Origin of the sequence: [Clostridium] aminophilum DSM 10710 (assembly GCF_000711825.1) — a bacterium.
GTDB lineage: Bacteria > Bacillota > Clostridia > Lachnospirales > Lachnospiraceae > Clostridium_R > Clostridium_R aminophilum.
Map to the genome: position 1 here is coordinate 73,219 of NZ_JONJ01000010.1, position 24,248 is coordinate 97,466.

Below are 24,248 nucleotides of genomic sequence, written 5' to 3' on the forward strand. Positions count from 1 at the left end.
TCTGCCCGGGCTGCAGGGATCCGATGAAATGAAGAAGGAGTACAAGATATGGCAGCATTAAATAAGAAATCCGTGGACGATATCAACGTAAAAGGCCAGAGAGTTCTCTGCCGCTGTGATTTCAATGTTCCGCTGAAGGACGGAAAGATCACCGATGAGAACCGCCTTGTCGCAGCGCTTCCGACGATCAAAAAGCTGATCGCAGACGGAGGAAAAGTTATTCTCTGCTCTCATCTCGGAAAGGTAAAGACCGAAGAGGACAAGCCGTCCAAGACGCTGGCTCCGGTTGCAAAAAGACTCTCCGAGCTTCTCGGTCAGGAAGTGAAGTTCGCGGCGGATCCGGAAGTGGTCGGCGCCAACGCAAGGGCAGCCGTGGAGGCGATGAAAGACGGCGACGTCATCCTTCTGGAGAACACCCGTTACAGAGCGGAAGAAACCAAAAACGGTGAGGCATTTTCCAAAGATCTGGCCTCTATCTGCGACGTATTTGTCAATGATGCCTTCGGAACCGCACACAGGGCACATTGTTCCAATGTCGGCGTGACACAGTTTGTCAAGACCTCCGTTGTGGGTTATCTGATGCAGAAGGAGATCGAATTCCTCGGCAATGCGGTCGAGAATCCGGTTCGCCCGTTTGTTGCCATCCTCGGCGGCGCAAAGGTTGCCGACAAGCTGAACGTAATCGCAAATCTTCTGGAGAAGTGCGATACGCTGATCATCGGCGGCGGTATGGCATACACCTTTGCGAAGGCACAGGGATATGAGATCGGAACATCCCTCTGTGATGATTCCAAGGTAGAGTACTGCAGAGAAATGATTGAGAAGGCGGAGAAACTCGGCAAGAAGCTTCTTCTTCCGGTAGATGCCGTGACAACCGATCACTTCCCGGATCCGATCGATGACGCTGCCATCGAGACACAGACCGTCGATGTGGACAAGATCCCGGCAGACCGCATGGGAATGGATATCGGCCCGAAGACAAGAGAGATGTATGCGGATGCCGTAAAGAACGCGAAGACGGTTGTCTGGAACGGACCGATGGGCGTCTTCGAGAATCCGGTTCTTGCGGAAGGCACCAAGGCGGTAGCAAAGGCGCTGGCCGATACCGACGCGACTACCATCATCGGCGGCGGTGATTCTGCAGCGGCAGTCAATCAGCTTGGCTACGGCGATCAGATGAGTCACATTTCCACCGGCGGCGGCGCTTCCCTGGAATTCCTGGAAGGAAAAGAGCTTCCGGGCGTTGCGGCGGCAAACGATCGCTGAAAACAAGACGGAAGTTACGAAGACACGAAGGAGAAAAGCCATGGCAAGACGTAAGATTATTGCAGGAAACTGGAAAATGAATAAGACCCCGAGCGAGGCAAGAGAGCTCTGCGCTCTGCTTGCACCGCTGGTTAAGGATGCGGATACCGATGTCGTATACTGCGTTCCGGCAATCGACATTGTCCCGGTCGTTGAGGCGGTGAAGGGATCCAATGTTGAGGTCGGCGCAGAGAACATGTACATCGAGGAGAAGGGCGCATATACCGGAGAGATCGCTCCGGACATGATTGTGGATGCCGGCGCCAAGTGGGTTATCATCGGTCATTCCGAGAGAAGAGAGTATTTCAAAGAGGATGATGCGTTCCTGAACAAGAAGGTGTTAAAGGCATTCGAACACGGCCTGACCCCGATTCTCTGCTGCGGCGAGTCTCTGGAGCAGAGAGAGTCCGGCGTGACCCTGGACTGGATCCGTCTTCAGATCAAATCCGATCTTCAGGGCGTAACCAAAGAACAGGCTTCCGGTATGGTCATCGCGTATGAGCCGATCTGGGCTATCGGAACCGGCAAGACTGCAACGGCCGATCAGGCAGAGGAAGTATGCCGTGCGATCCGTGAGTGCATCGCGGAGATCTACGATACCGACACGGCGGAGAAGATCCGTATCCAGTACGGCGGCTCCATGAACGGCGGAAACTGCAAAGAACTTCTGGCAAAGCCGAATATCGACGGCGGACTGATCGGCGGCGCATCTCTGAAGGCAGAGTTTGCCGAGATCGTAAACTACAATAAGTAATGATTTTAAGAAAACGCGGAGTTGATCATTGCTTCTTTAGAGGATTTTATGTAGAAAGACAGAAGTTTGAAGGGACGTTTTCAAACTTTGATTGACGGCTCAGACAGACAGGCAGACAGGCCTGTCTGCTTGGGTTTGGAGGATAAATTATGAGCAAAAAGCCAACACTTCTGATGATTCTTGACGGATACGGCGACACCGACGGCTGCGAGCATAATGCCATCTGTGAGGCAAAGACTCCGGTTATGGATTCACTGAAGAAGGAGTATCCGTATGTCCGCGGATATGCCAGTGGCCTGGCGGTCGGTCTTCCGGACGGACAGATGGGAAACTCCGAGGTCGGCCATATGAATATGGGCGCCGGAAGAATCGTCTATCAGGAACTGACCAGAATTACGAAATCCATCGAAGACGGCGATTTCTTCCTGAATGAGGATCTGCTTGCCGCAGTGGAGAACTGCAGAAAGAACGACAGTGCGCTGCATCTGTGCGGCCTTCTGTCGGACGGCGGTGTTCACAGCCATAACACCCATCTGTACGGCCTTCTGGAACTGGCAAAGAAGGCGGGACTTTATAAGGTATATGTTCACTGCTTCCTGGACGGCCGCGACACACCGCCGACTTCCGGAAGGGGCTTCATCGCGGAGCTGGAAGAGAAGATGAAGGAGATCGGTGTCGGAGAGGTGGCTTCCGTTGCCGGCCGTTATTACGCGATGGACCGCGATAAGAACTGGGACCGCGAGGAAAAGGCGTACCGCGTCATGACGGCGGCCGAGGGACCGAAGGCATCCGGAGCGCAGGCCGGAGTTCAGGCATCCTATGATCAGGGCGTGAACGATGAGTTTGTGGTTCCGTTTTATGTGGAGAAGGACGGGGAACCGACCGCCGTGGTGAAAGACGGGGATTCGGTGATTTTCTTCAACTTCCGTCCGGACCGGGCCCGCGAACTCACCCATATTTTCTGTGACGACACCTTTGACGGCTTTGAACGGGGCAACCGTCTCGATCTCACCTTTGTGTGCTTTACCGATTATGACGGAACCATTCCGAACAAGAGAGTGGCGTTCCGCAAGGAAATTCTGACGAATACCTTCGGTGAGTGGCTTGCCGGAAAGGGCATGAAGCAGCTTCGCATCGCGGAAACCGAGAAGTACGCACATGTCACCTTCTTTTTCAACGGCGGCATCGAGGAGCCGAATGAGGGGGAGGACAGAATTCTCGTTCCGTCTCCGAAGGAGGTTCCGACGTACGATCTGAAACCTCAGATGAGCGCTCCGGAAGTCTGCGAAAAACTCTGCGCGGCGATCCGCTCGGGCAAATACGACGTGATCGTGTGCAATTTCGCGAATCCGGATATGGTCGGACATACCGGCGTGGAGAGTGCGGCCATCAGCGCCATTGAGTGCGTGGACAGCTGTGTGGGCAAAGCGATCGATGCCATCCGCGAAGTCGGCGGTCAGGCGTTTATCTGCGCGGATCACGGAAATGCCGAGCAGATGGTGGATCCGGATACCGGAAAGCCGTGGACGGCACATACCACCAATCCGGTGCCGTTTATCATGGTCAATGCCGAGCCGGGCTGGAAACTCCGCGAGGGCGGACGTCTCTGCGACATTATCCCGACGCTGATCGAGATGATGGGTGAGGAGAAACCGGCCGAGATGACGGGTGAGTCCCTGATCGTAAAGTAAAGGGCAGAAACGATAGCGGGGTCCGGCGGGAAAAACAGCGTTGCCGGACATAAAGCATAAAGATTTGAAAAAACATGGAGCGGTCTGCCTCTGCCGGAGAGATTCGGGAGTGCAGACCGCCTTCTCCATGTCATCGGGATTTCTCCGGAATTCCCTGTGAATGAGCCGGAGTACGAGGGGATCCCAAAAGTATCCTTTGGCACCGACCAACCGCATACCGACAGAAAGTTACAGAGCATCATCTTGAATCCTGTCCGGAATCATAGTAAAATGAACAATCAGCGTGAATAGAGATAGAAACACAGGAGATAGATATATGTCTGAAAAGATAGCAGTAGTTACAGACTCTAACAGCGGGATTACACAGGAGCAGGGGAAAGAACTGGGCGTGTTTGTTCTTCCGATGCCGGTGCTGATCGACGGGAAGGAATACTTTGAAAATGTGAATCTGTCGCAGGAAGAATTCTATCGGATGATGGAAAACGGGGCGGATATCACGACGTCTCAGCCGTCTCCGGAATCGGTTACACAGCTTTGGGATAAGCTTCTCGAAACCTACGATAAGATCATTCACATTCCGATGTCCAGCGGACTGACCGGATCGGTGCAGACCGCGAGAATGCTGGCTCAGGATTACAACGGCGCAGTGTTTGTGGTGGACAACCACCGAATCTCGGTTACCCAGCGTCAGTCGGTTATGGATGCTAAGGCAGCAGCGGCAGCAGGCTGGGAAGCAGAGCGGATTGCGCGGTTTCTGGAAGAGACGGGAAGGGATTCGTCGATCTATATTATGCTGGATACTCTGAAGTATCTGCGCAAGGGCGGACGAATCACACCGGCGGCAGCCGCACTCGGAACGCTGCTTCGGCTGAAACCGGTTCTTCAGATTCAGGGCGATAAGCTGGATGCATTTGCGAAGGCGAGAACCATCAAGCAGGGAAAGAAACTGATGCTCCAGGCCATTCAGCATGACTGTGAGAACCGTTTCGGCTCACCGGACGGTACCGGCCTTCATCTGGCCATGGCGCACACGATGAATGATGAGGAAATCCAGATCTTCCGGGACGAATTCGCAGAGCTCTTCCCGGGACAGGAAATCTACATTGACCCGCTTCCGCTGAGTATTGCCGTCCATATCGGACCGGGTTCTCTTGCCGTAGCGGTATCAAAACGATTCAAATTCGACTGAACCGGAGGAAAACAATGAAAATCATGGGAAAGCAGGTATTGGGCAGAGTCAGTATGAGGATTCCGCTGATACTCTGCTTTCTTTTTGTTACAGCCATTCCGTTGATGATTCAGGCGAGAGTGCTGGCGATTTACAACCGGAAAGCGATGACCAGCCAGGCCATCAATGACGCGCAGAACCGCTGTACGATTCTTGCCAATGAACTTGCCCAGGCGGAGTTTTTTACCGGACTTCAGAACACGTCGCGGATCACCTCTCTCAAGACGGAGATTGAGACGACGGCGGATGTGTTGGGCGGAAGAATCGTTCTGGTGGATGCGAACTACAAGATCATGGAGGACACCTTCGGCCTTTCCGGCGGAAAGACCATCGTGGTCCGCGAGGTTCTGAAGGCATTTGACGGAACACCGGTCACCCATATTGATGATGACAACGGATTCTATTATGTGGTTTATCCGGTGATGAGCCGGGAAAATGCACTGGCGGACGGAACCGGCGGCAATGGTTCCGGCGCGGCCAAGGGAAACGGAGATGATCCGGCGGGGGGCAAGACGGCGGACGGCGTCATGATTCTGATTGTATCGACGGAATCCATCGGACTGGTTCGGGGGAAGATTTCCGGAAGCACGGGGCTTCTCCAGCTTCTGCTGATGCTTGCCTTTTTCTTCGTGGATGTCCTGCTGGCATCGCTTCTTCTGCGGCCTTTCCGTAGACTGCAGGATCAGCTGGATACCGCAGCGGACGGAAACCTGAGTCAGGAGATTGACGAGGATACCTATGCGGAGACCTCGGATATCAGTGACACGGTCAGTCGGACCATCAATCAGCTGAAGGCGATCGATGAGTCAAGGCAGGAGTTTGTATCCAATGTGTCGCACGAGCTGAAAACGCCGATCACATCCATCCGGGTTCTGGCGGATTCCCTGATGACGATGGAGAATCCGCCGGTTGAACTCTATCAGGAGTTTATGGAGGACATTTCCCAGGAAATTGACCGTGAGAGCCAGATCATCGAGGATCTTCTGACACTCGTGCGCATGGACCGGTCCAATCCGGATATGAACATGCGATCCGTCTCGATCAATGCGATGATCGAGGAGATCCTGAAACGGCTCCGGCCTCTGGCCAAGGCAAAGAACATCGAGCTGGCCTATGAGAGCATTCGAGAGGTGAAGGCAGACATCGATGAGGTGAAACTTTCCCTTGCCATCATGAATCTGGTGGAGAATGCGATCAAATATAACCGCGAGGAAGGCTGGGTGCATGTGACGCTGGATGCGGATCACCGGTACTTCTATGTGCGTGTGATCGACAACGGAATCGGCATTCCAAAGGAATACCAGGATCATGTCTTTGAGCGGTTCTACCGTGTGGACAAGGCGAGATCGAGGGAGAGCGGCGGAACGGGACTGGGCCTTGCGATCACGAAGAATATCGTGGTGCTTCACCGGGGCGCAATCCGTCTGCAGAGTGAAGAAGGAAAAGGGACGACATTTACGGTCCGCATTCCGCTGAATTATATTCCCTGACGGGATAGGGAGGTCAGTGATGAACAGACGGAGAGGAAAACGGATTTCCGCGGCGGTCTGCGGTCTGGTGCTGGCGGCGCTAATGGTCTTTCTGGCCGGGTGTACATCCGGTAAGAAAGAAGAGGAGCCCGGCGCAGGAGATTATTATGTCTGGTATCTGGAGTCGAGCGGCGCGGAACTGACGAAAAAGCGGTTTCACACAGATGCGGACACGACAGAGAAAGTCGCGGCGGATCTTCTGGAGCAGATGTTTGCGGTACAGGAAGACGGCGGTATGCAGCCGGTCTTCCAGGACGGAGTCAGCGTGTCATCCGCGTCGATGGAAAAAGGTGTTCTGAGCGTGGATTTCAATAAGCGCTATAATTCCATGGATCCGTCCAGAGAAGTGCTGTGCCGTGTCGCACTCGCCAAAACGCTGACGGCGGTGGAGGGGATCGATTATGTTCTGGTCAGCTGTGACGGCCAGCCGCTGCAGGACCGGAGCGGCAATGCCGTCGGCGCGTTTTCGGCGTCGGATTTTGTGGACAGCATCACCAACGTCAACTCATACGAGAGAGTCAAGCTGAAGCTGTATTTTGCGAACAGCGACGGAACGCAGCTGGTACAGGAAGAGCGGGACGCCGTGCACAACACCGGAACATCCCAGGCGAGACTGGTGGTTGACCAGCTTCTGGCCGGTTCGGAGAACGGAAACGGGGATGTGCTTCCGCGGGATCTGAAAGTCCTGAATGTCACGGTGACAAACGGAACCTGTTATGTCAACCTGGATTCCGCATTTCTGAACAGCACGCTCAATGCGGCGGATTACATTCCGGTCTATGCGCTGGTGAATTCCCTCACGGAGCTGAAAACAGTCACGAAGGTTCAGATCATGGTCGGCGGATCGGCGGATGTCACGTACCATTCGATCAGTTTTGCGGAACCGTTCACGAGAAATGATGAGTATGTGCAGAAGTGATCGGGGATCCGGCAGGAGAGCGCTGGAGCGAAGCGGAAAAGAAACAGGTAAATAACGGATAATCATCAGAAAAGGATCGGGAGGAAACGACCATCAAAAGACCACTTGTCCGGATGACAGCGGCATTTGTACTTGGAGAGGTCCTATGCGGTCAGACAGACATCATACCGGCAGTATCGGGGCGGATAGCGGCCCTGATACTGCCGGTTTTTCTGCTTCTTACAATCGTTTGGATGTACTGGAGGAAGGCGCGCGGGGGCAGCTTTCTAATGATGGCTGTGATGCTTCTCTTCGGATTCTTCTGCATGAGAAGCGCGATGCGGAAAGAGCCGCTGGAAGTGCGTCTCGAGAAGGCGGAGAGCGTTTGCGGCGCAGAGGCGGAGGGCGTGGTCGATTCGGTGTCGGAAAAGGAAGACCGGGTAAGATATACCGTCCGCGATGCGGTGATCCGGATTCCGGCAAGCGATGGCGGGACGGAGACATTCCGCGCGGAGAAGATCTATGTGACGAGGCTGGAGGAGCGGGAAGAGTATGGGATTGAACCGGGAGAACCGGCGCGCTTTCACGGAAAACTCTCTCTCTTTGAGGAGGCGACCAACCCGGGACAGTTTGATTTTAAGCGATATTACCGCGGACTCGGAATCCGTTACCGTCTGCAGGCCGACAGCGCGGAACGGCTGGAAGGGGAAAATGAAAGCTCCCCGGCGGAAATGGCAGCGTATCGAATCAAAAAGCGGGCGGAGCGCGCGATCGATGCGGTCTGTCTTCCGGAAGACCGGGGATTTTTCCGCGCGGTTCTTCTGGGCGATCGGGGGTTTTTGTCGGAAGAGGATGCGAAACTTTTCCGCGAAGGCGGCATTTCCCATATTCTTGCGGTATCGGGGCTGCATGTCTCTCTGATCGGAATGACGGTCTATACGATCCTTCGAAAGACAGGGGCGGGATATGGTCCGGCCGGCGCGGCAGCAGGAGTGCTTCTTCTGATTTACGGGATCATCGCCGGCTTCGGGGCGTCGGTATTCCGGGCGGTGTTCATGACGATTCTCGGGATGGGCGCAAATTTCATCGGACGGACCTATGACCGGATGAGCGCGATGGCACTGGCACTTCTCCTTCTTCTGATTCCGTCGCCGTATCTTCTGTATTCGGCGGGCGTTCAGCTTTCTTTTGCAGCGATCCTTGCCATCTGTGTTCTGGAGAACCGGGACAGGAGGCGGAAGCGGAGAGAGATGCTGGAGGAGAAAAACAGAAACCGTGACCGGGAGGGACGAAGAAACGGCGGAAAAACGATATGTGCCAATGGATTCGGACGGATCTTCGGAAAGGGCGGCGGAACCGATGGACGGAAGGCGTCTTGTACTGCAGATGCCCTGCCATGCGCGGACCGGATTCGGGGGGCATTCCGGATGAATGCCGCAATCCAGCTCTTTACCCTGCCCGTTATTTTGCAAAATTTCTTTACATATCCGGCGATCGGTCTTCTGCTCAATCTTGTGGTGATTCCGCTGATGTCATTTGCAGCCGCTTCCGGATTCTTCGGAGCAGGCCTCTGCGCGCTCGGAATCACGTCATTTGCCGGAGCGGTGATCGCGCCGGGACACTATATCTATCATTTTTACCGGTTTCTCTGCGCGATTGCGGAGAAGGCCTTTTTCCTGCAATTCACGCCCGGAAGCCCGTCAAATTTGGCGGTTTGTGGGTATTATGCGCTGATTTTTGCCGCATTTTACGAAGATGAGATCAGAATAAAACTAAATCTGAGAAAAAAGTGGGGATTTGGACTCGGCATCGCGATCGCACTCGGCATCCTGTTTATTCGACGGCCGCTGTCCGGTCTCGAAGCGACGTTTCTGGACGTGCGGCAGGGAGAATGCCTTGTGCTCCGGTATGGAGATCACACCTGGATCTCGGACTGCGGCAGCACGCAGGATAAGAACGTGGGGGAGAACCGTCTGGTGCCGTTTCTGAAATCAAGAGGGGTGACGCATGTGGATACGGCCTTTGTCAGTCACTCGGACGCGGACCATGTGAACGGAATTTCCTATCTTCTAAAAGAGAAGACGGGGATTTCCGTTGGAAAACTGGTTCTTCCGACGGTGGCAATTTCCTCGGACCGGTACGATTCGCTGAAGGAAACCGCGAAAAAAGCAAAGGTGCCGGTGGAGTATATGGATGCGGGGGTGACTTCGGCAATTGGAAAGACGGATCCGTGGGGAGGCCGGATGCGGTGCATTCATCCGCTGGCCGGTGAGAAGCCGGATGCGGAGGAACCGAACGAACACTGTCTGGCGTTTGAAGTGTCCTGCGGGAAGCTAAAGATGATCCTGACGGCGGATCTTCCCGAAACACATGAGAAAGAAATCGTCGGACAGATAATGGAACATAAGTCGGAACGGGATACCGGATCCGGCAAAGCATCTGATAATACATCCGATAAAGCATCCGGTAACACATCTGATAATGCATCCGATAATGCATCCGGCAAAGCATCCGGAAATACATCTGATAATGCAACCGGTAAAGCATCCGGAAATACATCTGATAATACATCCGGAAAAGCATCCGGAAAAACGGTCACCATCCTCAAAGCGGGACATCACGGTTCAGCGACAAGCACATCCGAAGCTCTCCTGAAAGCCGTGAAACCGGATCTGGTTGTGATCTCATGCGGTAGGCACAACCGTTACGGGCATCCGGCGCCGGAAACGATGGAACGGATCCGGAGGTCCGGGACAAAGATTCTGGATACGGAGTTCGACGGAGCGATCACAATCCGGAGCGATGGGGAGAGTGTCCGCACGGAGACATTTCGGCAGAGGCGGTCCCGGGCCGCCGACTGCCGGTCGGGCTCAGAGACCGGAAACAGGCCTTGAGAAAACTGCTTTGCATATCGTATAATGATGTTTCGAGGAGGACGACGCAGTGAGTAATGTTTTAGATGAAGATATCAAAAAGAAAAGCTTTCATACGCTGTATCTCCTTTACGGGGAGGAGGATTTCCTCCGGCAAAGCTACAAAAAACAGCTCTGTCAGGCGATGACCGGCGGAGATGACATGAATTTCAACACGTTTCACGGCAAAGACATCAGCGTGAACGAGATCATCAGCCTTGCGGACACGCTCCCGTTTTTTGCGGAGCGGAGAGTTCTTCTGATCGAGGACAGCGGCTTTTTCAAAAAGAGTCCGGAGGAGCTGGTAAAGTATCTGCCGGATATGCCGGACACGACGAGCATTGTCTTTTCGGAGACGGAAGTCGATAAGCGGAGCGCACTCTATAAGAAGGTGAAAGACCTCGGTCTGATTTCCGAGATGGCGAAGCAGGAGACCGGCGATCTTGCGGTCTGGGCGGCAAAGTATCTGGCACATTCCGGAAAGAAAGTGACGCGGCAGACGATGGATGAATTCCTGATGCGCACCGGAAACGATATGTTGAATATCCGGTCCGAGCTGGAAAAACTCATCAGCTATGTCGGTGAAAAAGATGTCGTGGAATCGAAGGACGTGGCGGCAGTCACCACCATGCAGGTGGAGAGCCGGATCTTTGATCTGGTGGACGCGCTGGTTTCCGGGAAAATGTCGCAGGCGATGAAGCTGTACGAAGATCTGACGGCCCTCAAGGAGCCGCCGATGCGGATTCTTTTTCTGATCACCCGGCAGTTCAACCAGCTTCTTTTGGTAAAGGATATGCAGGCGGGCCGTGCAGACCGTGCGGCGATCGCGAAAGCGGTGAAGGTCCCGCCGTTTGCGGTGCGGAAGCTTGAAGCGCAGGCGGGAACATTTTCCAGAAAGCAGGTACTTTCCTGCGTCCAGAGCGCGGTGGAACTGGAAGAGGCGGTGAAAACCGGAAGGTTATCGGATCGGATGGCGGTGGAGCTGATGATCACGCGAAAATATAAAAATTAATGCTTGACATATCGCCCGAGTCTGATAGAATACAAGAGTATGTTTACATTTAAACTAACCGTGTCAAGGTTTAATGCAAACGCCATATGTTTCAAAGAAAACTATTAAAATCACATTCCAATGGAGGTGTCCAAATTGGCTAACATTAAATCCGCCAAGAAGAGAATCTTAGTTGCAGAGAAGAAAGCTGCAAGAAACAAAGCAATCCGTTCCGAAGTTAAGACCGAGATCAAGAAGGTCGAGGCTGCTGTAGAGGCTGGCGACAAGGCTGCTGTCGAGGCTGCTCTTAAGCATGCAACTTCCGTAATCGAGAAGGCTGGAACCAAGGGCGTATACAAGAAGAACAATGTTGCCCGCAAGGTTTCCCGCATTGCAAAGGCTGCAAACAAGGTTCAGTAATCACTGACCGATATAAAATAAATTAACCCAATCAAGGACTCTGCTGGTGTGGCGGGGTCCTTTTTTTATTTCATAGGATATTTCTACGAAATTCCCTATGAAACAAAACCGCCCCGCGAGGATGCGCACGCCGCTGTAAGTAAGCTGTCACCTAACGGTGACCAGCGGCGGCGCGCAAAGTTCGCAAGCTCATCTCAGGAGTGATGGGCGAGGGGAGTCGAAGTCCGCTTGCGGACTTTGTCATAGATATAATGCTATTGAAAACGCTGGCGTTCGAAGCGCGTGATACATTATGAAAATATATTTCCCGGATGAAGAGATAAAAAAGGATTTGCGGAAGAATCCCGGAATAATGCGCAACAGGAAGAAGGTCGAAAAGAGGGCAGAAAACAAGAATTTCCTTGACGTAACCTCCGTTTGGGTATAAAAAGGTATTTGGCGCTGTCTGTGGGCAGGCAGCAGAGTGTAGGTATGAACGGTGCAGCGGAGAAAGCCCCGTTGCAGGGAGGATGAAAACGTGAATACAGAAAATCAGAGCAGAAATGTCAAGGGGATTCTATTTTATCTGGCAGTATTTGTCGCTGCGGTTGTGCTGATGATTTCAGGAACAACGACGACGGCATTTGCGGGAAAATATGAGAATGTTACCGTGAAGGGCGGCCACGCAGGACCGGCTTCCACCGGATGGATGCAGAATGCGGACGGAACCTGGAATTATCTTGCAAGCGGCAGCGCACTGAAGAGCCAGTGGCAGGAGATCGGCGGAAACTGGTATTATTTCAATCACGACGGTCTGATGCTCACCGGATGGCAGGATCTGACACAGAGATACTATTTCAGCAGTGAAGGAAAGATGCAGAAGGGCTGGCAGAATATCGACGGCGTTGATTATTATTTCGCCGAGGATGGCGACACGACTCACTCCGTCGGCGCGCTCTACGTCAACGAGGCGACACCGGACGGCAACAAGGTGGATGCGACCGGCGCAAAGGTTGATCCGGCAAGACCAAACCCGACCGGATATGCCAACTGCGTTGAGGTTTCCATCGGAGAGCAGTCCATGTACTGCTACCGCAACAATCAGCTGGTGCTCTCTTCTCCGTGCGTAACCGGCAGACTGGGCGCACATGACACCACACAGGGCGTACACCGGATCCAGGCAAAACAGCTGAACCGCGTGCTCAGAGGAACCAATGACAACGGAACCCCGTATGCATCTCCGGTAAAATACTGGATGCCGTTCTACAACGGCGAGGGACTCCATGATGCTTCCTGGAGATCCAATTTCGGCGGCGCAATCTACACCACCGGCGGTTCTCACGGCTGTGTAAACCTGCCGACCGACATTGCGGCTCAGCTCTATAATCTGGTTTATGTCGGTATGCCGGTTGTGATTCACGCATAAATTTACTGAAAAAATATCATATCGCGTTCAGGGAAAGCATTCGATGCGGAGAGATTCGTGTCGGATGCTTTTTGCTTACGCGGGATGAATACGCCTCTTAGCGGAAGGAAGACAGAAAAACGTAACATTCTGGCGATGGACTGTTTAGAAAGTTTGCATAAAATGATAATGAGCTTTGTTAAAATGGTCATAATGACGATATATGATTATATGACAGATCGAGGTGGCCGCTATGATGTCTGAACGAAAGAAAACCATTGAATCGAAGGTATTTCGCTCCAATACGTTTATGGTTCTTTTTGTGCTGCTCACTTTTCTGACCGTCAATCTGGTCACGCTGAAGATTTATTCCAAAATTGTGGAACAGCGTTTTAACGAGGCGATCACAGAGATGCTGAAAGATACTTATGATCCGGAGAAGGACCTGGAAGAAGAGCTCGAAGCGCGAATGGCGATCGAAGGCGGAGAGGTGGATGATCTTCTGCAGACATACGCCGAGTCCTGGAGCGGTTTCTTCATTCTGTTTGCGGCGGACGGTGCAATCTGTATCGGCGGTCTTCTTCTGATCAGCCAGTTCTTCACCAAGCGGCTTTCCGGAAGCATTATGGTTCCTTTGGACGAACTGGAGAGCGGAGCCAGAAGGATTCGTGACGGAAATCTGAAGACCGATATCTGTTACGAGGGGATTGAGGAATTTGAACATGTCTGCGGTCAGTTCAACCGGATGCAGCACTCCATTCTGGAGGCACAGGAGCAGAACGCGCGTTATGAGAAAGCGAGAACCGAGATGATCGCCGGCATTTCCCACGATCTTCGCACGCCGCTGACGGCGGTGCGCGGAACCGTGAAGGGGCTGATGGACGGAGTGGCGGTGACGCCGGAACAGCAGCAGAAATTCCTGCAGAGAGCCTATCAGCGGACGGGAGATATGGAAGTGCTTCTCCGGAATCTGCTGTATCTGTCCCGCGTAGAGACCGGGCATATTCCGCTTCAGATGGACAGTTTTGACGCGGATCTGTTTTTGGATGGATATGTGAAAGACCGGCAGGAGACCAATGAAGACCTCATATTGGAGTTTGATTCCGCGAACCGGCCGGTGATGATCTGGGCAGATCCCGATCAGATCGTTCGGATTCTGGACAATCTTCTGGAGAACAGTAAAAAATATGCGGAAGCGGATCCGCTGAAGCTCCGGATCGGAATCCGGCAGTCCGGAGACCGCGTGGTGATCGATTTTAGTGACAACGGAAAAGGCGTGCCGGAGGATCAGATCGAGAATATTTTTGAGGAATTTTACCGGGGCGATGAGTCCAGAAACCGGACGAAGGGAAACGGACTGGGGCTCTACATTGTCCGTTCGCTGATGCATGGAATGAACGGATCCGTGACCGCGGAGTCGGATCACGGAATGATCTTTCATCTGAGCTTTTGCAGCGGAAGAGACGACACCGAAAGCACGGAAGCTGAGAAGTGAGTGATGTCCGGCAGGAGGAAGATGCCCCTTTGACTTTCAGAAAACAGTTAGGAGAGCGATATAAGATGGATGAGAAGAAAAAGATTCTGATTATCGAAGATGATGAAGATATCAGCATGATTGAGGAGGCGTACCTTTCCGCAGCCGGTTACGAGGTGGAGGTGCATCGGGACGGAAAAGAACTGGAGAAACTTGCCGCATCCGGGGTATACTCCCTTTTTCTGATCGACGTCATGCTGCCGGGGAGAAACGGATATGAGCTCTGCAAGGCAATCCGGAGTCTGACGGCTGTGCCGATTCTGATGGTGACGGCGAGGACCGAGGCGATCGATAAGATTCAGGGACTGGGAAACGGGGCCGACGACTACATTTCCAAGCCGTTTGATCCGGCGGAGCTGGTGGCCCGCGTCAATGCGAATCTTCGCCAGTATGACCGGATCGTGGAGAGCGCCGGAAATGAGGCGCTGAAAGAAATGCAGGAAAATGAGAACGACGCCGAGGAGATCGTGATCGGCGATCTTCATATCTTCCCGAAAGGCTATCGCGTTACCAAGAACGGGGAGGAGATCTCGCTGAAGACGAGAGAATTTGAACTTCTCTGCTTCCTTGCGCAGAACCCGAACATTCTCTTTAATAAGGAACAACTCTATGAGAAAATCTGGGGCTATGATTACGTCGGCGATGCGGCGACGGTGATCGTTCATATCAACCGAATCCGTGAGAAGATCGAGGATGAGCCGAAAAAGCCAAAACTTCTGGAGACGGTCTGGGGCGCCGGATACCGGATGAACAAATAAATGACGGAAAAAGAAAAAAGGATAAAAGCGAAAAGGATATAAGAAAAAAGGATAAAAGAGAAAAAAGAAAAGGATAAAAGCGAAGCGGGAAAAAGACAAAAGGACAAAAAACAGAAAAAGAGAGAAAAGATTCAGGTTGAAAAATATGCCGGCACGGAATGTCAGCGCAGTTGGACGGGAAAGGTCCGGCTGCGTTTTTTTTTGCGGTATAGGAACCCTATAACACAAAAAACGCTCCGCAGCTGACTCGCCAAAGCCCACGCCTTAATGAGGTCCTGGAGACTGCCGTTAAACGCTCGAAACTCGCAAAGCGTGTTAGGACTCGTTTGGTCATTCTTCTGGGAAATCCCGGAAACTGTCATCTTTTGGTAGAAAACAGTTTAGAAACGGTTTAGGAAATCCCGACTTTTCGTTTAAGAGGTTTCGTTATAGTGATATGCGTAGGGCGGAACGGGCAATTCAGGGGTTGCCCGCGCTGTCCTGACAGTTTGTGCGGGCAGTCGCCAATAATCAGGGTGATACAGACTCCGGATTTTGGCGGGGAGCCGCGACAGCGCATGAAAACCGCCGGGCGTGTTTCATGCGCTGAAACGAAAAGAAAAGGAGTGAGCATAAACAATGAATAAGAAGGCAAAACTTGTTGCAGTATTATCTGTGTCTGCCATTCTCGCACTCGGTGCCTCTCAGGCATCATTTGCGGCCGGCTGGGAGAAGGATTCCACCGGTGTATGGCATTATTATGACAAAGATGACGAGATGGTGACCGGTTCCTGGCAGAAGGACGGAAATAAATTCTTCTATCTGGATGATGACGGTAATATGAAGACCAACGGATGGGTTGACGATGAGCACTATGTCGGCTCAGACGGCGCCATGCTGGTTAACCAGTGGGTTAAGACATCGGATTCCGATGACAGCGACAGCTCCGCTCCGGGCGAGAACGACGAGCATTGGTACTATTTCGGCACAAAGGGAAAGAAAGTGACCGACGGTTCCAAGAAGATTAACGGCAAGACCTACTACTTCGATTCCGACGGTAAGATGCAGTACGGCTGGTATCAGAAGGGCGATGATATCTTCTATCTCGGAACAGAGGATCAGGGTTGGAGAGTGGAGAGCAAGTGGCTCTGGCTCCAGAATCCGGGGGAAGCGCACGATGAAAATGACGAGGATTCCAAGGAGATCAGCTTCAAGGGTGAGAACTGCACCGGCGATACGGATTCCCAGAAGTGTGAATCCGAGGGATGGTATTATTTCCAGAACTCCGGAAAACTCTACACCGGCGCAAGCAGAAAGAAGATCAATGGAAGCTATTTCATGTTCAACGGCCACGGACAGATGCTGTATGAGTGGATCGACGGCGATACCAAGGTGACACGCAGCTCCAATGCGAACCTTGACGGAAATCTCCCGGAGAATGCCACCAGAGCATCCATCGACAAGATGTACTACTTTACGCCGAACGGCGAGGGCAAGGCAGACGGCGGTGCCGCAAAGGGCTGGTTTGAGATTACCGGATCCAGAGATCTCGGCACCGATGACGATACCGACTGGTACTGGGTAAAGAACACCAAGGGTGAGATTATGCACGCGGGAAGCCGTGATGCGAACGGCCTGACCGATGAGGGCAAGGACGTTTACCGCAAGAAGGAGAAGATCTCCTGGAACGGCAAGACCGGAACCTTCGCATTTGATGAGAACGGAAGAATGAAGACCGGACTGCAGTATATTGGCGGTCACACCTACTACTTTGACGGCGACGGCTACATGAAGACCGGTAAGATCAGTAACCTGGAAGAGGATGACAACAACACCTACTACTATTCCTTCAAGACCAAGAAAGGCGGCTCCGGTCAGGGCGTTGACGGTGTAGATCACGATACGCTGTACTTCCAGGGTAAGCGTCTGGAGGCACAGGACGACAACCGTGTATTCAAGATCGGCAACAAGTTCTATCTGGTCAACAAGAGCGGTAAGATCCAGAAGAGCAAGACAAAGAAGTACAATATTGAGACCGTTGACGGCAATACCTACTCCAAGTGCAAGGTTGAGATGAGCGGTCAAAACATCAAGTCCGCTGTCGATGAGGACGGAAACGTTCTGAATCTGAATGAGATTGCGGAAGTACCGCACATCGAGCTGCTGGATAACTGGATGTATCCGAATGCGAACGGCGCAGTCGGCATCATGCCGAAGCAGGACGGCGCAGACACCCTCACTCCGGCGGCACTCGGAAATGAAGCCGAGAAGTAATACCGTTTTTTTGAACAGTCCCGCTTTATGACAGAGAGCGGAAGTGCTGATATTTTTTTTCCGAAACGGACGGCGGAGCGGATGAACCCGCCGCCCGTATTCTATATCTCGGGAGAGGGTTTGTGCGCAGTCCTTTTTTCTTTTTTCATAATTTGTAAATGCTTAAATGATATCTTTGGTGAGAAGCAGTTTCCGGAACAACCAGCCGGAGGCTGCTTTCTTTTTGCGGGCAAAACTTTTGGAAGGAGAGACTTTTGGGGATGAGTTTTCACAGGGGATTTTTGCGGGAGAATATTTCATTGCAATGTCAGTGACAAAAGATGTCCGGGAAAGCACATGCGCGGAGCGGAAGGAATCTGTGCTACAATACGCTCATACATGTTTGACAGCGGGAGGAGACTATCCATGAACATTACAGTATATCTCGGATCATCATTCGGCAAAGATGAGAAATATCGAAGAGCGGCGGAACGGCTCGGAACCTGGATCGGGGAGAATGGACACCGTCTGATTTACGGAGGCAGCAGAGTCGGACTGATGGGCGTTCTGTCCACCGCGGTTCTCGGTGCGGGCGGTCATGTCATCGGCGTGGAACCGGAATTTTTCGTGAAGAATGCGCTTCAGAATGAAGATATTGATGAACTGATTGTGACAAAAGACATGCGGGAGCGAAAGGGAAAGATGATCGAACTGGGCGATGCGTTCATCGCTTTTCCGGGAGGGACCGGTACGCTGGAGGAGATCACTGAGGTGATGGAAATGACGACGCTGGCCCGCATCGAAGAGGGGAAAGAAGGCGGCATTGACAGTCCGTGCATCTTCTTCAATCTGGACGGATACTACGATCACATCCGGGCGCTGCTTTTGCAGATGGTGGAAGCCGGTTTTCTGGAAAAACATCGTCTCGGCGGAGTGCATTTTGCGGAGAGTCTGGAGGAGATTGTGCAGATTCTGACTTCCGGATCATGATCGGGCAGTATGGTGCTCCGGCGGTCCTGATGATCGGGCAGTATAGCGCTTCGGCGGTCATCATGATCGGGGATAACAGCGCTGCGCAGTCCTGATGATCGGGGGAGTACCGTGTTACGGCGGCCAGGAAAAATGGTGACCGGGAATTGGCAGCGGAACCGGAGCGAAGAATCGGCAGATAGGTCGGCGTGCGGAACCGGCGTGAGGAACCGGCAGTGGAACCGGAGCGAGGGACCGGCAGTGGAACCGGTACACGGAACCGGCGCACGGCGTAAAGTGTTGCGGAAACGCCGGATCAATGATATTCTATTAAATTGAGTTATTGTGTCTTTCTTGTGTTATGCGGACTTTGCTCCGTTTCGGGAAATCCTTCCGGAGAGAGACAGGGGTATGCGCGGGCATACCCGCCGGCCGCGTTCCATAAGAGAGGAACGGGCAATTACCACAGAACGATATTTCGATATAAAGAAAAGAGGAAACAGGATGGGAGCTGCTGATCAGAGCAGAATCAGAAATTTCTGCATCGTGGCACACATTGACCACGGCAAATCAACACTTGCAGACCGTATCATCGAGAAAACAGGACTTCTCACCGAGCGTGAGATGCAGGACCAGGTGCTGGACAACATGGAGCTGGAGCGGGAGCGCGGCATCACCATCAAGTCGCAGGCAGTCCGCACCGTGTATAAGGCAAAAGACGGCAATGAATATATCTTCAATCTGATTGACACTCCGGGACACGTCGACTTCAACTACGAGGTATCCCGAAGCCTTGCGGCGTGTGACGGAGCCATCCTCGTCGTCGATTCCACACAGGGTGTGGAGGCGCAGACGCTGGCCAATGTCTATCTTGCGCTGGATCATGACCTGGAAGTATTCCCGGTGCTGAACAAGGTGGATCTTCCGAGTGCGCATCCGGACGAGGTTGCCGAGGAGATCGAGGATATCATTGGGATCGATGCCTCCGAGGCACCGCGTGTATCGGCGAAGACCGGTCTCAACGTGGAGGAAGTGCTGGAGAGTATCGTGACAAAGCTTCCGGCGCCGTCCGGAGATCCGGATGCACCGCTGCAGGCGCTGATCTTCGACTCGATCTATGATTCCTATAAAGGCGTCATCGTGTTCTGCCGTGTGAAGAACGGCTCCATCAAAAAGGGCATGAAGGTTCGCATGATGGCCACCGGAGCGGAGATCGACGTAGTGGAGGTCGGTTATTTCGGCGCGGGACGGTTTGTCCCGGGCGACGGCCTTGACTGCGGCATGGTTGGATATTTCACCGGAAGCATCAAGAATCTGCAGGAAGCGCGTGTCGGCGACACCGTGACCGGCGCGGCCAATCCGTGTGCGGAGCCGCTTCCGGGATATAAGAAGGTAACGCCGATGGTTTACTGCGGCATTTATCCGGCAGATTCCGCCCGCTATCCGGAACTGCGGGATGCACTGGAAAAACTTCAGTTAAATGATGCCGCTCTCTACTATGAGCCGGAGACATCGGCGGCCCTCGGCTTCGGATTCCGCTGCGGATTCCTTGGCCTTCTCCATCTGGACATCATCCAGGAGAGACTGGAGAGAGAATACAATCTTGACCTTGTGACCACCGCGCCGGGCGTTGTCTACCATGTCTACAAGACCGACGGCACGATGATGGAGCTCACCAACCCGTCGAACCTTCCGGACCCGTCGGAGATTGAGCACATGGAGGAGCCGATCGTCAAGGCGGAGATCATGGTCACCACGGAATATGTCGGCGCCATCATGACGCTCTGCCAGGAGCGCCGCGGCGTATACCTGAATACGGATTATGTGGAGGCGACCAGAGCGATCCTTCACTACGAGCTTCCGCTCAACGAGATTATTTACGACTTCTTCGACGCCCTGAAATCCCGATCCAGAGGATATGCGTCTCTCGATTATGAACTCAAGGGTTATGAGCCGTCCAAACTGGTGAAACTGGACATCCTCATCAACCGCGAGCAGGTGGATGCGCTGAGCTTCATCGTCTTTGCGGATTCTGCCTATGAGCGCGGAAAGAAGATGTGCGAGAAACTTCAGAACGAGATTCCGAGACATCTCTTCGAGATTCCGATTCAGGCAGCGGTCGGCGGCCGCATTGTGGCCAGAACGACGGTTCGCGCGATGCGCAAGGATGTCCTGGCGAAATGTTACGGCGGCGATATTTCCCGTAAGAAAAAACTTCTGGAGAAACAGAAGGAAGGTAAGAAGCGTATGCGCGAGGTCGGCAATGTCGAGATCCCGCAGAGTGCGTTTATGAGCGTCCTGAAGCTGGATGACGGAAATTGATGAAGAAAGAGCGGCCGGATATGGAGATCTATGTTCACATTCCGTTCTGCGTAAAAAAATGCCGGTACTGTGATTTTCTCTCTTTTCCCTGCGGAAATGATTCTGCCGGAAAGGAGGACCGGTATGTGGAAGCGCTTCTCCGGGAGATCGCAGAAATGCGGCACGGAAGAGGAAAATGCGATGCCGCACCGGCGGACGTAACCTCCGTTTTTATCGGCGGCGGCACGCCGTCGGTCCTGCCGGCGGAATCGATCCGTCGGATTCTGGACCGGATCCGGGAAGTCTACTTCGTCCGGGAGGATGCGGAGATCACGATGGAGGCAAATCCCGGCACGATCACGGAGGAAAAAGCGCGGATCTGGAAGAAGGCCGGCGTGAACCGCCTGAGTATGGGGCTTCAGAGCGCCCATGACGAGGAACTCCGGCTTCTCGGGCGGATTCATACATGGGAAGATTTTCTGGAGAGCTGGAAGACGGCGAGAAATGCGGGCTTTGACAACATTAATATCGATCTGATGAGTGCGCTTCCGGGCCAGAAGGAAGAGACCTGGCGGGATACCCTGAAACGGGTGATTGCGCTCGCGCCGGAACACATTTCGGCGTACAGCCTGATTGTCGAACCCGGAACGCCGTTTTATGAAGATTACGGCGCGATGAGCAGCGATATCGCGGATTACGGCGAGTACGCCGATGTACCCGAAGATCATCTGGCGCGCTACCGCGGCCGGGCAAGGATTCCCGGGGAGACCGAGGACCGGGCGATGTATCACGATACGAAACGGATTCTCGCGGAGGCCGGTTACCGGCGCTACGAGATCTCCAATTATGCGAAAGCAGGCCGGGAATGCCGGCATAATCTCGGGTATTGGACCGGGGTGGAATATCTCGGCTTCGGCCTCGGCGCAAGTTCCTGTCTGTGTGAGAACGGGCATTACGTCCGGTTTTCCGTGACGAGAGATCCGGATGAATACTGCGGCTGCTTTGAGAGCAGAACCCGTGCCACGGCCGAGCGACCCTCTGAACCGGAGTCATCGGACCACAATGCCGGGGATGCCGGTATAAGGCCGCGCGCACTGTACGATACAACGGAAATTCTCTCCGAAGCGGACCGGATGGCGGAATTCATGTTTCTCGGACTTCGCCTCACGGACGGGGTGTCCGCGGCGGAATTCCGGAAAGAATTCGGCCGGGAGATCCGGGAGGTTTACGGAGAAGTGATCGGGAAACTGAGACGAGAAGGTCTTCTTGCGGAGAACGGTGACCGCATTCTGCTCACAGAGACAGGACTGGATGTGTCCAATATCGCGATGGCAGAGTTCCTGCCGGACTGAATGCGGGAAAGAGCAGGAGACGGAATCGAACGCCGGAAAAAACCATCGGAGACGGAACGCCGGAAAAAGACTATCGGAGACGGAACGCCAGAAAAAGACCATCGGAGACGGAACGCCAGAAAAAGACCATCGGAGACGGAACGCCGGAGAAGGATAGACGGAGAAAGATCACAGGAGACGGATTGTCGGAATAGAGCACCGGAAACGGATTAACGGAGATAAATGGAGGAAACGCAATGAAGTGGAAAAAATACACACTGACAACAACAACCGCAGCGGAGGATCTGGTTTCCGCAACGCTCGATGATATCGGCATCGAGGGCGTTATGATCGAGGACAATATCCCGCTGACCGAAGAGGAGACCAAGGGAATGTTCATTGATATTCTGCCGGAACTTCCGCCGGATGAGGGTGTTTCCCGGATTTCCTTCTATCTGGACGACGATGAAAATGCGGCGGACATGCTTCAGAAGGCAAAGGAGGCGCTGGCAGAGCTTGCGCAGTTCACGGACCTCGGCGCCTGCACCATCGAGGAGTCTGAGACCGAGGACAAGGACTGGATCAACAACTGGAAACAGTATTTTAAGCCGTTTACCGTCGACAATATCCTGATTAAGCCGACCTGGGAGCCGGTGCCGGAAGAGCACAAGGATAAGCTCATGATCCAGATCGATCCGGGCACAGCCTTCGGAACCGGTCTTCATGAGACGACACAGCTCTGCATCCGTCAGCTCGAAAAATATATCAAAGGCGGCGAGCAGATTCTGGATGTCGGAACCGGAAGCGGTATTCTCGGCATCGCGGCGCTGAAGCTTGGGGCCGGCTATGTCTTCGGAACGGATCTGGATGAAAATGCCATCGACGCTGTGGCGGAGAACCTTGCGTCCAACGATATTGCAGGCGATAAGTTTGACGTCCTTCAGGGCAACCTTCTCTCCGGTGGCCCGGATAACCAGACCGAAGAAGAGACCAGAGCCGTACAGGAAAAAGTCGGCTTTGAAAAGTACGATATTGTGACCGCCAATATCCTTGCGCCGGTGATCATCGGCCTGGTTCCGGAGATCCCGCAGCATCTGAAAAAGGGCGGCGTGTTCATCACCTCCGGTATCATCAATACCAAAGAAGAGGACGTTGTAGCGGCATTTCAGGCGGAACCGTCCCTGAAGATCGTGGAGATCAATCATCAGGGCGAGTGGGTCAATGTGACCGCAGTGAAGGAGTGACCGGATCATGTACCATTTCTTTGTGGAACCGGATCAGATCGCGGAAGACCGGATCACGATCCTCGGTGAGGATGTCAATCACATCGGCAATGTTCTACGCATGAAGCCGGGAGAAAACGTTCTGATCAGTGCGGAAGGGGAAAAGGACCGTCTCTGCGGGATTGAAGAAATCCGGCGGGACGAGGTGATTCTCCGGATTTTGGAAGTGCGGGAGGAAAATAATGAACTTCCGGCGCGCATCCATCTGTATCAGGGACTGCCGAAGAGCGACAAAATGGAACTCATCATCCAGAAGGCGGTGGAGCTTGGCGCATACCGCATTGTTCCGGTGTCAACGAAGAATACGGTTGTGAAGCTGGACGCCAAAAAGGCGGAGGCTAAAGTGAAGCGCTGGAACGCCATCGCGCTGGCGGCGGCCAAGCAGTCCCAGCGGAGTGTGATTCCGGAGGTCGCTCCGGTTATTTCCTTCGGACAGGCCCTGGAGGAAGTGAAGGCGTTTGATCTGAAGCTGATTCCGTATGAAAATGCGGATGGAATGGCGAAGACGAGAGCGTGTCTGGAGAAGGCGGCGCCGGGACAGGATATCGCGGTGTTCATCGGCCCGGAAGGCGGATTTGATCCGGGAGAGATCGAAAAGGCAAAAGACGCAGGCACAGAGCCGGTGACGCTCGGAAAGCGGATCCTCCGCACGGAGACCGCGGGGCTCTGCATCCTGTCCGCTCTGATGATGCAGCTCGACGACTGCTGAAAAGCGATGAAGGCCGATA

18 protein-coding genes are annotated in these 24,248 nt (G+C 53.4%); all 18 read left to right on the forward strand.

Annotation, left to right across the window (positions count from 1 at the left end; genetic code table 11):
• The first annotated feature begins 48 nt into the window (after positions 1 to 48).
• The 18 genes from BR86_RS0108415 (at position 49) to BR86_RS0108515 (ending at position 24,229) form a co-directional block, all read left to right on the forward strand.
• Positions 49 to 1,266 carry a phosphoglycerate kinase gene (locus tag BR86_RS0108415; RefSeq protein WP_031473001.1) on the forward strand — a complete coding sequence of 406 codons (1,218 nt, stop codon included), beginning with the start codon at positions 49 to 51 and terminating at the stop codon, positions 1,264 to 1,266.
• A 40-nt stretch (positions 1,267 to 1,306) separates the two neighbouring features.
• Positions 1,307 to 2,059, forward strand: coding sequence for a triose-phosphate isomerase (tpiA, locus tag BR86_RS0108420; RefSeq protein WP_031473003.1), 753 nt, complete (start codon positions 1,307 to 1,309; stop codon positions 2,057 to 2,059).
• A gap of 149 nt (positions 2,060 to 2,208) precedes the next feature.
• Positions 2,209 to 3,750, forward strand: coding sequence for a 2,3-bisphosphoglycerate-independent phosphoglycerate mutase (gene gpmI, locus BR86_RS0108425; protein ID WP_031473005.1), 1,542 nt, complete (start codon positions 2,209 to 2,211; stop codon positions 3,748 to 3,750).
• Between the two features lie 316 nt (positions 3,751 to 4,066).
• Positions 4,067 to 4,939 (forward strand): DegV family protein, encoded by an 873-nt coding sequence (locus BR86_RS0108430; RefSeq protein WP_031473007.1) that lies wholly within the window; start codon positions 4,067 to 4,069, stop codon positions 4,937 to 4,939.
• A gap of 14 nt (positions 4,940 to 4,953) precedes the next feature.
• Positions 4,954 to 6,468: a sensor histidine kinase gene (locus BR86_RS0108435; RefSeq protein WP_038288303.1), complete on the forward strand. Its 1,515-nt coding sequence runs from the start codon at positions 4,954 to 4,956 to the stop codon at positions 6,466 to 6,468.
• 19 nt (positions 6,469 to 6,487) lie between these two features.
• The gene (locus BR86_RS0108440) at positions 6,488 to 7,426 is read left to right on the forward strand and encodes a GerMN domain-containing protein (RefSeq protein ID WP_031473011.1); all 939 of its coding nucleotides are present in this window, start codon (positions 6,488 to 6,490) and stop codon (positions 7,424 to 7,426) included.
• Between the two features lie 113 nt (positions 7,427 to 7,539).
• Positions 7,540 to 10,299, forward strand: coding sequence for a ComEC/Rec2 family competence protein (locus BR86_RS14670; protein WP_075034464.1), 2,760 nt, complete (start codon positions 7,540 to 7,542; stop codon positions 10,297 to 10,299).
• 49 nt (positions 10,300 to 10,348) lie between these two features.
• Positions 10,349 to 11,329 carry a DNA polymerase III subunit delta gene (gene holA, locus BR86_RS0108450; protein ID WP_031473016.1) on the forward strand — a complete coding sequence of 327 codons (981 nt, stop codon included), beginning with the start codon at positions 10,349 to 10,351 and terminating at the stop codon, positions 11,327 to 11,329.
• A 135-nt stretch (positions 11,330 to 11,464) separates the two neighbouring features.
• A complete protein-coding gene (gene rpsT, locus BR86_RS0108455; RefSeq protein ID WP_031473018.1) occupies positions 11,465 to 11,728 on the forward strand; it encodes a 30S ribosomal protein S20 in 264 nt (87 codons plus the stop codon).
• Positions 11,729 to 12,245: 517 nt separating this feature from the next.
• Complete coding sequence (locus BR86_RS0108460) at positions 12,246 to 13,133, forward strand: L,D-transpeptidase family protein (RefSeq protein WP_031473020.1); 888 nt, start codon at positions 12,246 to 12,248, stop codon at positions 13,131 to 13,133.
• Between the two features lie 232 nt (positions 13,134 to 13,365).
• Positions 13,366 to 14,607, forward strand: a complete 1,242-nt coding sequence (locus tag BR86_RS0108465; RefSeq protein WP_242841590.1) for a sensor histidine kinase — start codon at positions 13,366 to 13,368, stop codon at positions 14,605 to 14,607.
• 65 nt (positions 14,608 to 14,672) lie between these two features.
• Positions 14,673 to 15,404 (forward strand): response regulator transcription factor, encoded by a 732-nt coding sequence (locus tag BR86_RS0108470; RefSeq protein ID WP_031473024.1) that lies wholly within the window; start codon positions 14,673 to 14,675, stop codon positions 15,402 to 15,404.
• Between the two features lie 618 nt (positions 15,405 to 16,022).
• Positions 16,023 to 17,657 carry a PspC-like choline-binding domain-containing protein gene (locus BR86_RS0108475; protein WP_075034465.1) on the forward strand — a complete coding sequence of 545 codons (1,635 nt, stop codon included), beginning with the start codon at positions 16,023 to 16,025 and terminating at the stop codon, positions 17,655 to 17,657.
• A gap of 405 nt (positions 17,658 to 18,062) precedes the next feature.
• On the forward strand, positions 18,063 to 18,626 hold the full coding sequence (locus BR86_RS0108480; protein ID WP_031473028.1) for an LOG family protein: 564 nt from the start codon (positions 18,063 to 18,065) through the stop codon (positions 18,624 to 18,626).
• A 483-nt stretch (positions 18,627 to 19,109) separates the two neighbouring features.
• Positions 19,110 to 20,927: a translation elongation factor 4 gene (gene lepA, locus BR86_RS0108495; protein ID WP_031473032.1), complete on the forward strand. Its 1,818-nt coding sequence runs from the start codon at positions 19,110 to 19,112 to the stop codon at positions 20,925 to 20,927.
• The gene (gene hemW, locus BR86_RS0108500) at positions 20,927 to 22,258 is read left to right on the forward strand and encodes a radical SAM family heme chaperone HemW (RefSeq protein WP_031473034.1); all 1,332 of its coding nucleotides are present in this window, start codon (positions 20,927 to 20,929) and stop codon (positions 22,256 to 22,258) included. The genes lepA and hemW overlap by 1 nt, the downstream gene beginning before the upstream one ends.
• 236 nt (positions 22,259 to 22,494) lie before the next feature.
• Positions 22,495 to 23,481, forward strand: coding sequence for a 50S ribosomal protein L11 methyltransferase (gene prmA, locus BR86_RS0108510; RefSeq protein ID WP_031473038.1), 987 nt, complete (start codon positions 22,495 to 22,497; stop codon positions 23,479 to 23,481).
• Between the two features lie 7 nt (positions 23,482 to 23,488).
• The gene (locus BR86_RS0108515; protein WP_031473040.1) at positions 23,489 to 24,229 is read left to right on the forward strand and encodes a 16S rRNA (uracil(1498)-N(3))-methyltransferase; all 741 of its coding nucleotides are present in this window, start codon (positions 23,489 to 23,491) and stop codon (positions 24,227 to 24,229) included.
• The last annotated feature ends 19 nt before the right edge of the window (positions 24,230 to 24,248 follow it).